Here is an 11,639-nt window from a genome sequence, read left to right as displayed (position 1 = left end):
TCCGTTTCATTCCGTCCGTCCCTCCAAGGGCCGGTCTCTAGTTCCAGGTGGATGAAGAAACGGGGGGCACGTCACTCTCGACATCCTGCGCCAGCTGGAAGAGCCTGAGCCGCCACGGCAGATCAGGTACATCACCAATGACGCCACGCCTGAAAAGCTGGGTGAGCTTTGCCGGGACAACCCCGACGGGCTGCTGGTGCACCGTGACGAGTTGCTGACAATGTTCACCGAGCTTGATCAGGAGGAGAAGGCGAGCGGTCGTGGCTTCCTCATGACTGGCTGGGGTGGTCTCGATGGCTATACGGTCGACCGGATCATCAGGGGTACCATCCGCATCGAGGCGGTGAACGTTTCGCTGTTCGGGACCACCCAGCCAAACCGGCTGCTGAACTACATGCGGTCGTCACTCAAGAGCCATGATGACGGGCTGGTACAACGCCTGCAGCTGCTGGTCTGGCCGGACCCGCCGAGCAGCGCCTTCATCAACAACGATCGGGGAAGGAACGAGGCAGCGCGGTATGCGGCACTGAGCTGCTACGAACGTCTGGCAGGCCTGAACGCGGAGATGGTCGAGGCTGAGTGCGACGCCGATCATACCAACGGAGCGATCCCGTACCTCCGCTTTGCTCCGGCGGCGCAAGCCCAGTTCGATGCCTGGAGGGTGAAGCTGGAGGGGGATGTAGCGGAGCTTGATACGACCGACCCCTTGAGAGGACATTTTTCAAAGTACCGGGGTCTGGCGCCGCGCCTTGCACTGGTCTGTCACCTCGCAAGTGGTGGCGTGGGGCCGGTCAGCCTCGACGCCTGGGTGATGGCGGAGCTGTGGATCATGTACCTAAAAGGGCATGCCCGACGAATCTACTCGGCCATGGAAACGGACAGTACGGACACTGCCATGAAGATCGTCCACAAGATCAAGACTGAGAAGCTTGAGGGGACATTCACGGCGCGCGACATCTACAAGCCGGGCTGGTCTGGCCTGAAAGACCCCGAGCGGGTTAAATCCGCTTTGGCTTTGCTCTCAGATTACGACTGGCTCTCGGCAGAGCGAATTATGACCGGTGGGCAGCCGAAGATGATCTACACGGTCAATCCCAAGGTGCTAAATAAGACGTTGCACTGATAGCGAAAGCACCGGTCACTCGCAGTAGCATGCTTATACATGTATCTGACCGCCACCATGTCGCCATGGCCTTGATGGGGTAGCTACCCCCATAGCTACCCCATCAACGGCAGGCTGATACGGCCGGCATTTCCAAGACGAATGGCAGAGATCCGGCAGTTTACGTCTTTGGGAGCGACAACCCTGTCCGGCAGAGAGAGGCCGAGAGGATGGGGTTTGATCGCTTTTTGCGAGGTTGAGTTCAAGCAATCCTGTGTGACAATGCGTGATTTGCGTCATGTCAGCCCTTTGACCCAATCCCAGCCGTTCAGACTGCCCTGCCCCACCGCCCAGTATCTGCTGCTCAACCATCCGAGCCGAACGGCCGCTGCTGAGCTCGGCTCTGCAGTCATCAAGAGGCCGGTACTAGCAGGGCAAAAATCGCGTTGCGCAAGCGCTGTCGTCAGGATCAGGGCGTCACGCGGGCTAACGATCTTTCCTCGCAACCGTCAAGTGGACCGTCGCTGTCGATGCCATCGAGGAGATGGGGCAGATCGGTAGAACTCTCTTCGTGCCCGAGAAGCTCATGGTTTCCAGCAATGCAGAATATGTCCGGCACACAAATGTTATCAGCATCAAGGCGTTCTTTAAGGATGAGCCGAAAGCCATCAGGATACCGGGGTGGCCTCGAAAGTGGCGGAAAAGCCCGACCAAGTCGTCCCGCGGATGACGATTGCGGGCGATCGGATAGTCAGTCAGGCTTGTTTGTTCCGCGAAATGCGGCGGGCCGCAGTTCGACCGCAGCGGCAAGCTTGGCAACTCCGTTGACCATGCGCGACGTCGCAGCCCACGCGTCGGACGTACCCCTGCGCAATCGCTCGACGGGACCGCGGGAGGGCGCTTTCATAATCGCGGCGACCGCCTCGATCGCGAGTTCCTCACGCTCGTCCAACATGCCGTCCGAGAGCGCGACGTCGCTCAGGAATGCTATCAGGGTCGTCCGCATGGCGGCCGTATTGCAATCAGGATTCTGGCTCTGGAAGGTCGCAAGTTGACGGGCCAACTCCCGGATGGACGTCTTCCCCGCGCCAGCGCTGAGCACTGCCAGCGCCCGCTCCACATAAGCGCGTTCGAGTCCCCAATCGGCAACGAAATGCTCGACAATCGCATCAACTTCGCATGTCTCGATCTTTCCATCGACTGCAGCTATTCGGATGGCGAGGGCGCCCATCAGGTCGAACAATGCCATTCCGAGAACATCAATTGGGGTGTTGATGAAGCGCGGTATCGTATCGACCCGCTTGCCCTCCACGCTTCCGAGCAGTCGGCTCACGCCGTACCAGGCACTGGCCGAACCCAGCGCTGCCGCGACCACCCATCCGACCGGCGTAACGGCGGTGCCGAAACCGAGCAATGCCGCCAATCCGCTGGGAGCAAAGAACGTGGTTGCAACGATCTTCGAGGACGCAGCGGCGGCTCCGGTTCCGCCCCAGCTGACGAGGTCCCACAGTCGGAAGACGTTCTTCTTGAGGCGAAGTGAGGCGTAGGCGTCCTCGCCGATACCTAGGCGCAGCTTGAAACGGACAGGGTCCGCAACCACGCGCTCAACTTCCCCGAATGACGCAAGAAGGCCTGCCTCTCCCGGAGAGACATCACGCATCGCACGTCGCCGCGCTGAAATGCCGCTCGAGATCCGACACGCGAGCGCGAAGGGGAGCATCCTTGAGGTCGGTGATCGCTCCGGCCGCGAGGCCGAATGCCAAGAGGAAAGGAGCAAGCAAGGGCCCGAGCACGAGCCCCAGCAGCGGGATTGATGCGACGAGTGAGGAGATGACAAGTGCGACGATCACCCCGAAGCTTGTGTTCGGGAAGCGCCTGACCAGATCGAAGATGAAGGCGACGATCTGGCGTCCCGCTGCGATAATCTTCCCTCCGACATGGATCACGATATCGAGCAGCTCGTCCAGCAACGCCTTGGCGTCCGCAGAGACCGTAAGCCGGTCAATCCGGTCGCGAAGCTCGCGTCTGGGAGGTGCCGGCTCAAGTGCCTGCAGGTGCGGTGCGCCGTCCATCGTCATCCCTTCCAGATCATCATTGCGCCCGCATCACTTAGGCGGCCGGATAGTATTGCTCGAGCCTGTCCGCGATCGCTACTGCTGCGATACACTGCTTTTCCGTCGGGATCCGGCCGGGAAGCGACGCACATGCCTGCAGGATGCCCGCCTCCTTGGGCGGCAGCTTACCGATCGATTTGCCGAACGCCAGAAGCTGCGACCAATACTTGCCGCCTTGGTTTACCACCTCGCGCTGAGCCTCGATGCCATTGAGTTCCCGCTTTGCAACACGAGTATCCCGGTCCACCGCCCGCAGCGCCTCGCGGTCGATTATGGCGGTGTCGAAGCTTGGATCGTAGACGACTGCGCGCTTGGCGAGCTCGGCCCAGCATGCCTGCTTCTTGGCCCATTCGCTCATATTCCTGATGCCCGCGGGCGGACTGGTGATCACCTCATTGGCTGCTTCGGCAGCGGCGAGCAGCGCGCGTTCGAGGTCGGCCTGCACACGCTGCAGCCGCCAGACGGTGTCGAGATCGACAACGCGTCCCCGGACATTCGCGTCGTGCACTACCTTGGCGATAGCGTAGGTCACGATGTTGGCGCGATAACCGCCGGTATACCAAGGCTGGGCAGGTACCACGCGCTCGAGATGTCGAAAGATTATTGCCTTGGCGACAAGGCGCTGAAACCACACTTCATCGAAGGGTGCTCCGTCCTTGCCCCATTCGGTCCCGATGGTCTTCGCCAGCTCGGCGAAATTTTTCTGGGCGCCGAAACTGACGATATCCGGCCTGCAGCGGTAGGAATTCTCGAACTTAGCGAGATCGGTCTTGGTGAAGAACTGGGCCTTGGGAAACATTGCGTCGAAGCTCTTGCGCTCCGCTGCGGTCCGACGGCCTCGTTCGTCCGCGAATTGTCCCCGGGCGCGCTCATAGAACCATTTGTGCTCGCGATAGCCGGTGTCACCGATCGGTGCGAGCATGCGCCGGGAGTATTCCTCCATGCGAATGTGAAACGGGTGATTGGCGAAGAAATCGGCGGCATTTACCTTGTTCTGGCTGTTGGCAAACTGGGAGATATTCGGGACCACCGTTTCGGAGTTCTCGGGCGGGACCACCGTCAGCTTCATCTGCACGTAGACGCCCTTGAGCTGCTCGGCCGCGAGTTTGCGCGCAGCGTGGATCGACGCTGTCGTTTGACCTCCATTGACAATCTGGAAGTTGGACGCTGACATCAGGAACAGGCCTTCGCCGATACTCGCAACCTCGACGCTGTCTGCCGTCGTGGTCAGGCCGTTATTATAGGAGAAGAACATAGCAGGATCGTCCTTGATCGTATCCCGAATGCCCCGGTTGACCTTGTTCCGTGCCTGAAGAAAGCTTCGCACATTCGCTTCCAGCAGGCGCGCACCCCATCGATCATAGATCGCAGCCAGTTGCGATCCGGGGATCACCGCGATGTAGCTTTCCAGTGGCGCGCCGTCGAATGAGGCGCGCAGAATGGGGATCGCCTCGCCGAAGTCCTCGGCAAAGTCGATAACCAAATCCTCGCGGGTCTGGCCCGCCTCAATGAACCGCTGGATGCGGCCGAGATCCCAAACATTGGAGGTGACGGGAATCTCGCCGATCTTGCCGACCGGCTGAGCATCGGTTTTCGACTTGTTGATCCGGTTGGTGACGAGGATCAGCTTGATCTTGGAGATCTTCTTCCAGCACCGGCGGATCAGGTCGGCGAGCGCATAGGCTTGGCTGCTTTCCTCGAGGCCGTCGCGATATTCGCGGTCGATCGCGGCCATGACGAACTGCACCAGGCGCGACAGCAGCCGGTTTGCATCCGGCTTGCCGATCGAGCCAGACTCGGCATCACGATGAAAGTCCGAAATGACGAGACTGAGAACGCCTTCGTCATCGTCCGCATCCCAGCTGAAGGCGTCGACTTGGAGTGGTTTCCGCTTGAAGACGCCCTCGTGATAGCATTGTGCAAAGGACGAAAGTTCACCCGACTCGTCGAGGATCTCTCCCATCTTCTCGAGAAAGGCTTCGGTGGTGATCAGCCCCTGTGCATCGGCCTCGCCCTGAACCTCGGCGAGAAACTCCCGATGGAAATCATTCAGCTCGTCCATTCCCCTGCCCCTCAGTGATCAGCCCGTCGAGCGCTCCCGGCTCGATCTGGAAAGGTGCGCACGCGTCCAATGCGATGCTGTACCGGACCCCGGATACGCCCGGCTTCAGCGGAGCCGTGAGGCGCGGAAAATCGCCGCTGACCTCGAACTCGGTCGTTTTGCCGAGCGTCCAGCGCCGGTCCGAATAGTCGTCATCGAAGTCGAAACCGGAATCGATCAGTGCCTGCTCCCAGAGCCGATAGGCCTCCGGTTCGGCGGCAGCGAACAGCTTCTCAAGCTCGAGCGCGTAATCGGTCAGCGTTTTCCCGTCCGGCTTTACCGCTGCATCCACCGCCGAGACGACGAGGTTAAGACTGCACCCGTCGACATCCGACAGCTGGTCCTCGGAGGAGATCTGCACGAACGGCTTCGCTGCGCCGCGCCGCGCCTTGACCTCGACAAGGCAGCGGTAGAGCTCGAAGTCCTTCGAGCTTCCCGATGGCCCTTTCCACGCCTCGACTGCCGGAAACGCGCCCAGCAGATCGATTAGCCGCCGCAGGAACTGCAGTTCGCCGAGCAGTCCACGCTGCTCCTCGATGCTCAGAAGATCGCTGCGGCCGCCGCGCAGAAGATGGTGCCAGCGCATCGCCCGCCGTACCGCCCGGTTCAGTGCATCCCCATTGTCGACAGCCGGGTCACCCGCGCGGACGATATCGAGACAGAGATTTTCGAACAGCTCGCGCTGATCGGCATCCTTCAGGAAGAGGACGAGAGCTCGGCCCCCTGCCACATCCTGAAACTTCAGCTCGAGATTGCGGAGCTTCGGCAAGGGTTTCGGCTCGACCACACCCGGTACGATACGAAGCAGCAGCCCGGGCTCGGCCTTGCCGGAGATGATCCAGAAAAAGTCCTGCTTGCCATCCGGATCAACGCGCCGCGCATCCACCGATCCGGGCGACAGTGCGCCCCAAGGGTCGACTCCCTCAGTCATCGAGACTGTCCTCATCGGCATCCTCATCTCCGAACAGCTCGCGCAGTGCGACCGGGTTGAGAATGTACTCGACCTTCTTGTCCGGGCGCGCCGAGATCGGGAAGCTCAGTGCCCAGGCAACAACAGGCTCCGCCGGTACCGCGGCGGCAAGGTCCTCCGACCATTCCGCGGTCTTGAGCTCGACATTGTAGAGCACCAGCAGCGGGCGCGTCCGCTTCGCGCGGTAGATTCGGTCGGGATAGTTCGGGCGTTCGCGAGCGGAGGCGTTCTCCTTCTTCGCGAGTTCCTCGCGCTCGTATTCGGTCTCGGCCAGCCGCGCGACTTCGGGGGCGACCCCGACCTTCTCGACCCCGCGGGATGAAAGCCTCGCTTTCTTGCCGCTGATGGCGAGAACGCCGCGCCTCAGTTCCTGCTCGCCGACGCTGCGCTGCGGCGGAATGACTGACCATCCTCCGATATCACGAGGCGTCCTTTCGGCTCCCGGCTGGAGGCTGGCGATGAGCACATCCCAATCGCCGAGTTCGTCGTGCGCACGTTCGGAAATGTACTTCCGAACGGGGCGGGGATCGGTCAGCACCGACTCCCGCTCGTTCTCAAACGAGCGCAGGAACGAGTCGACATGCTTCCATGGCGCGCCGCGGAGCAGGTACCCGCCGGTGACCTTCTCGGCGCTGTCCGGCGTATGCCCGTCGGACGCGAGATCTTCGAGCAGCTGGTCGCGGGCCACGCGATTGAGCTGCAGCGTCCGCGGTGCCGCCGACAGCTTCACGGTCTCGATGAAGCTGTTCGACAGCCCCACCATGACCTGCTTCTGCCCGGCACCCATCTTGTTGCGTGCAGTGACCATGAGAGCGCTGGGGTGGCTCCGCACCGCCAGACCGAACTGCTCGGGGGTCGCATTCGCCTGCTGCATGCGCTTGAGTTCGAGCTGAAGCTCCTCGGTTGCCTCGCCGATATGGGCATACCAAGACGCAGCCTCGGGCGGCATCCAGATGCGGCAGAGATCCTCGTAATCGGGCCGGTAGCCGAACCAGCGCCCCATCTGCATCAGGGTGTCGTACATCACCGAGCTGCGCAGGAAGTAGGACACGGTCAGGCCCTCGAGCGTGAGGCCGCGCGAAAGCGAGAAGCCGCCGACGGCAATCACGGTCTGCCCAGCGCCGCCGCCCTCGTAATCGAGCCCCGCCGGAGAGGCCGCGTTGACGGCGACCACCTGTGCTGAAGCGATCACCGGCAGCAGGCCCTCCCGGACCACGTCCCAAGTCACGCCGGCGTCGGCATATTCGTCTTCCCAGCAGCGATGAATCGCGCCGATTTCCTCATTAAGCTCCGCTGCATCCACGCGGCCGCCGTCGACGCGGACCGCATCCTCGATCTCCTTGAGCTTCTGGTGAAGCCGGTTGCGGATGAGGCCTTGGATGCCGGTGAAGCGTGAGGCGTTGACCAGCATAGAGGCGTGCTGTCCTGCCTGCCCCCGGAGATTCCGGATGACCCGTGCGACGAGGAACGATCGCAGTGCGTCGAGCATGCTGCCGGGAAGCGCGGTAAGGACATGATCGATCCTGTGCTTCACGGGGAGCACGTCGCCATTGTCGCCGATGTAGCGAATATGGTCGGGACGTACGTCCTCTTCATCGGGGATGCCGTCGATGAATACCTTGCGCGCCCCGAAATAATTGGTCGGCGCATCAAGGCCGAAGATGAAGTGGCGCGGGAACAGATCCTGCCCCTTGAGCTCGTCGTCAGTGTCCGGATCGATGAAGATATTTGCGAAGGGGGTCGCGGTGTAGCCGACGTAGCAGCTGCGTCGGAACATCGCGAGCAGCTCGCGGATCTGGCCGTTGATCCTCGACGTCTCGCCCTTGCCGTACTTGATGTCGATCGAGGCGTTGTCGGCCTCATCGTCGATGAGCAGCATGGGCTGATCGACCATGTCGCTGCCATGCGTGGTGCTGTGCTCCTTGAGCCAGTCAACCAGATTGGCGAGCGTCGCGGAATTCTTCTTGATCACCAGCACCACCGGCACCGCGTAGGACGCAATCTGACTCGTGTTGGTGGTTGCGGTGGCCCGGTTGAAGTCCTTGAGCGTGGTCGTGAGACTGACCGGCGGCTTGCGATCGTCGAACCGTCCGACGCCGATCGCGCGCGGGCGATCCTTGGTTTCCTTCTTCTCGAGACGTCCGGTGTCCCGGCCGACAAACCCTTCGTCGATACGCATCTGGGTCTGGTTGCGCAGGTTGTTGTGAATGCCCGCAATGACCACGATCAGCCGGTAACCGGCATCTGCAGCCTTGCAGATCAGGCCGGTATAATTCTGCGTCTTGCCGCTCTGGACGTGACCGACGACCATGCCCTTCCGGTCCCAAGGACCCTGCTCCCGAGGATTTCCCATCCGGTCGAGGATGCTGTCGGTAATTGTGTCGGTGGAGGTGATCACATCGGCCGGGAGTCGCTTCGACTGGAGCAGCTTCTTGTAGCGGCTCCAGTAGTGCGGATCGATTTGCGCGCGTGCCTCGTGAAGCCAAGGCCTGAACTCGGGCGTATCGACGATCGCACCGACGCCCATATGGATGCCGTTGCGCTCTTCCAAAAGCCGCGCAAGCCGTTCGGCCTGTTCGTCCGAGACTTCCCCGAACAGGGGAAGAGAACGCATCTGGTCGATCATTGCGCGGATGCTGGCGGCCGTACGGTCCTTCTCGCGAAGGACCATCGGCGAAACCGTCTCCTCGAGGAGCTCGAGGGCGTCACTCATTCACCTTCTCCCTGGTCTGCAATCTCGCGGATCACGGCGCTGGCCGTGTCCCAGTTGGTCCGGAACAGCTCGATTGGGTGGAGCTGGTCGAGGATCTCTTCAGTGGTCTGGCCTTGCTGCTGCAGCGTCCGGACCATGGCTCCGGCGAGCTGACGGAGGACCCCATCGTCGGCATCATCGGCCTGGACTTCCTCTGCAGAGCCCGCAAAGTCGGCATGAAGCGATGCAACCGGTACGGTTGAGCCAAGCACGCCAACGATGTTCGCGAACTCGTTCTGCAGGTCAGCCGGCAGCCGCGCGGAGAAGTCGGCGAGCACCGGATGGGCAACATCGGGACGATAGATAATCGCCCCGTCGCGCTGTATGCGGCGCCACAGCGGCATATATTCGGTATCGACGAGCTTCTGGCCACGTCGCTGGTAGGTACGCTTCGAGGTCAGCGACAGCCGCTCGACCAGATTGCGCATCCGCTCCCTGACTGCGGGAGGAAGTTGCGCCGAGGCCTTCTTGACGTCGATCTTCCACTCCGAGTCCATTGTATTGGGGATGTCGACACGGATCCGGCACAGCTTGGTCAGCTCGGTCTGACGCGCGAGACCGAGCCAGCTGCCGGTGATGATGAGGCGCCGGCCGCGATAGACGTAGAAGCCCTGCGAGCGGAGATGCCCCTCGGGTCCGCCGAGATCCTCCCATTCGCTCCGCGTCACGGATTTGTGATGGGGCAGCGTGAAGCACTGGAACTCGACAGAGCCGAACGCCATGTCGAGGCGGTCGGCACGGTCTGCCTGATGGCCCGCGAAGCTTCTGCCGAAGGGGTCGACCGGCTCGAGGCGGCGGCCGTTGAGCCACAGCTCGAGCGGAGGCCGATCGTCGGACATAAACCGGTGGAAGACGAGCCGGAGGTGCCGCTCGGCTTGGGCGATCGCGCGGTTGATATGGGCAGCCCGGCCGGCATCGTTGCCCTCAATTCCGCCGCCGAGGCGGTCGAGATCACGCCATATCACAAGCGTCCCGTCCGCCTCGAGACGGTCTGCCCAAGGCTGGCCGTTCAGCGTGTCGTGAAGCTCGATCTCCCAGCGGTTGGTACGGGCGACCAGTTCGAGATCCCAGGTTGCACCTGCCGTCACGCCTGCCTTGCGCGTGAGCACCGTCAGGCGTCGGCATTGGGAGAAGCTGGCGCTCTTGAGCCCTAGGCCGAATCGCCCGAGGTCGCCTGCGTCCCGGTCGTCAAGAGGATTGCGCGATCCGGGACGCATCGCCTCAATGAGCTGCTCCGGGGTCATGCCACTGCCATTGTCGAGGATACCGATCGCAGCGTCGGCCGCGGACAGATCAGTAAGGATCTCGATCCGCTTCGCGCCGGCGGTGATCGAGTTGTCGAGGATGTCCGCGAGCGCCGTCTCGCACGAATAGCCGATATCCCGCAGGCTCTGGATCAGGGATGCGGCATGCGGCGTCGCATCGGCTGTCTTCACCCGGGAAATCCTGTCGTCCAGCACCGCTTCTTCCCTCAAACCTGTGTCCGGCCGCACGCCCGCGCCGGTAGCCGGCTCCGATTCCGGTGGAGCATGTTCGCTTTGAGCCATTGGTGCGACAAATCCGGTCGTACGCATCAGATCGAGCCCAGAGCGAGCAGCACCCGCTCGCGCATGACCGCCCTAAGCGCCTCGGGCGCCTCGATCCGGATGTCGCCACCCCATGTGAAGAGATGCTCGGCGACCTCCCGCAGGCCTCCGGCTCGGAAGCGCACCAGCAGCTCGTCTCCGTCTTCCTCAAAACTCTGGCCGGGATGGAAGCGCCAAGCGCGTGCGCGCGCAACAGCCGCAGGTGCCACTCGCAGCAGGATGTCGTGATGCTCCTCACGCCAGATCCCGAAACTGCGGGCGAGCCATCCATCGAGATCCCAATCGTCCGGCGCACAGCCGACACGCTCCGAAATCCGGACAGCGCTCATCCGGTCGACGCGGAAGAAGACCGGCTCCTGCTCCCGGTCCGGCATCTTTCCGATCAGATAGGTTGCCGGTCCGTGCAAGAGTCCGTGAGGGATAACCCTGCGCCATGCCGGGGCGGGTGCGCTATCGGTCGTATAGTCGAACTCGACACATTGACCGCCGAGGATGGCGCCTTGGATAATGCCGAGCGTTTCGGGAGAGGCATCGAGCAGCGGTCCCGCAACGATCCGGCTTCGCTGCAGTCGGACCAGTGCATCGAGGTCCGGCGCCAGCCGTCGCTTTTCCCTGTCGTCGAATGCCGACTTCACCTTGTGGAGCAGGTGCTCCAACGCCTTCGCGTGCCCGGCCCCTTCGACTCGCCGCGCGGTGACCTCGATCTCGAGTGCGGCGACTTCCTCGGCGTTCGGCCGCGTATAGGCCCTGCCGAGACGGTCACGGATAAAGAAGCGCTTTGTCCGGTCATCGACACGTGCCTCAATATCGAATTCATCTCGCAACGCGTCGCGCAAGCGCTCGGCGGTGCGACGGTTGACGTCGAGCGCCTGCGCGATCTCGTCCAGAGTCAGACCCTCGCCTGACTCCGCCAGCAAATGTACGAGCGTGAGCGCGCGCCGCAGCTTGCCCATCCTCGGTTTGGCGACTTCCCCCAACATTCTCCCCCCGGCGACCGAAACTGTCGTTCCCGAC

The 11,639-nt window shown here is 62.2% G+C and carries 8 protein-coding genes; 1 reads left to right on the top strand and 7 read right to left on the bottom strand.

The features are described 5' to 3' along the window. The first annotated feature begins 82 nt into the window (after nucleotides 1–82). On the top strand, nucleotides 83–1,123 hold the full coding sequence (locus V8201_RS17800) for a DUF3987 domain-containing protein (protein WP_336546127.1): 1,041 nt from the start codon (nucleotides 83–85) through the stop codon (nucleotides 1,121–1,123). Between the two features lie 730 nt (nucleotides 1,124–1,853). Here the strand turns inward: V8201_RS17800 and V8201_RS17795 are convergent. The 7 genes from V8201_RS17795 to V8201_RS17765 are packed head-to-tail and all read right to left on the bottom strand — an operon-like array spanning nucleotide 1,854 to nucleotide 11,602. After that, nucleotides 1,854–2,762 carry a tellurite resistance TerB family protein gene (locus V8201_RS17795; RefSeq protein WP_336546126.1) on the bottom strand — a complete coding sequence of 303 codons (909 nt, stop codon included), beginning with the start codon at nucleotides 2,760–2,762 and terminating at the stop codon, nucleotides 1,854–1,856. After that, nucleotides 2,755–3,174 carry a hypothetical protein gene (locus V8201_RS17790; protein WP_336546125.1) on the bottom strand — a complete coding sequence of 140 codons (420 nt, stop codon included), beginning with the start codon at nucleotides 3,172–3,174 and terminating at the stop codon, nucleotides 2,755–2,757. The genes V8201_RS17795 and V8201_RS17790 overlap by 8 nt, the downstream gene beginning before the upstream one ends. A gap of 37 nt (nucleotides 3,175–3,211) precedes the next feature. Further along, complete coding sequence (locus V8201_RS17785) at nucleotides 3,212–5,278, bottom strand: AIPR family protein (RefSeq protein ID WP_336546124.1); 2,067 nt, start codon at nucleotides 5,276–5,278, stop codon at nucleotides 3,212–3,214. Then, nucleotides 5,262–6,248 (bottom strand): PD-(D/E)XK motif protein, encoded by a 987-nt coding sequence (locus V8201_RS17780; protein ID WP_336546123.1) that lies wholly within the window; start codon nucleotides 6,246–6,248, stop codon nucleotides 5,262–5,264. Before V8201_RS17780 ends, V8201_RS17785 begins: the two co-directional genes overlap by 17 nt. Then, nucleotides 6,241–9,000 carry a Z1 domain-containing protein gene (locus V8201_RS17775; protein WP_336546122.1) on the bottom strand — a complete coding sequence of 920 codons (2,760 nt, stop codon included), beginning with the start codon at nucleotides 8,998–9,000 and terminating at the stop codon, nucleotides 6,241–6,243. Before V8201_RS17775 ends, V8201_RS17780 begins: the two co-directional genes overlap by 8 nt. Next, a complete protein-coding gene (locus V8201_RS17770) occupies nucleotides 8,997–10,613 on the bottom strand; it encodes an ATP-binding protein (RefSeq protein WP_336546121.1) in 1,617 nt (538 codons plus the stop codon). Before V8201_RS17770 ends, V8201_RS17775 begins: the two co-directional genes overlap by 4 nt. Next, nucleotides 10,613–11,602 (bottom strand): helix-turn-helix transcriptional regulator, encoded by a 990-nt coding sequence (locus V8201_RS17765; RefSeq protein ID WP_336546120.1) that lies wholly within the window; start codon nucleotides 11,600–11,602, stop codon nucleotides 10,613–10,615. The genes V8201_RS17770 and V8201_RS17765 overlap by 1 nt, the downstream gene beginning before the upstream one ends. Between the last annotated feature and the right edge of the window lie 37 nt (nucleotides 11,603–11,639).

It is taken from the genome of Sphingomonas kyungheensis (assembly GCF_037120395.1).
Classification (GTDB): Bacteria; Pseudomonadota; Alphaproteobacteria; order Sphingomonadales; family Sphingomonadaceae; genus Sphingomonas; species Sphingomonas kyungheensis.
Note: the sequence above shows the minus strand (reverse complement) of the source record. Positions and strands in the feature narration are given on the sequence as shown.

Bases quoted from the DNA above. Each gene is read 5' to 3' on its own strand.
- V8201_RS17795 (WP_336546126.1), bottom strand. From the start codon at position 2,762: ATGCGTGATGTCTCTCCGGGAGAGGCAGGCCTTCTTGCGTCATTCGGG.
- V8201_RS17775 (WP_336546122.1), bottom strand. From the start codon at position 9,000: ATGAGTGACGCCCTCGAGCTCCTCGAGGAGACGGTTTCGCCGATGGTC.
- V8201_RS17770 (WP_336546121.1), bottom strand. From the start codon at position 10,613: ATGCGTACGACCGGATTTGTCGCACCAATGGCTCAAAGCGAACATGCT.
- V8201_RS17780 (WP_336546123.1), bottom strand. From the start codon at position 6,248: ATGACTGAGGGAGTCGACCCTTGGGGCGCACTGTCGCCCGGATCGGTG.
- V8201_RS17785 (WP_336546124.1), bottom strand. From the start codon at position 5,278: ATGGACGAGCTGAATGATTTCCATCGGGAGTTTCTCGCCGAGGTTCAG.
- V8201_RS17790 (WP_336546125.1), bottom strand. From the start codon at position 3,174: ATGGACGGCGCACCGCACCTGCAGGCACTTGAGCCGGCACCTCCCAGA.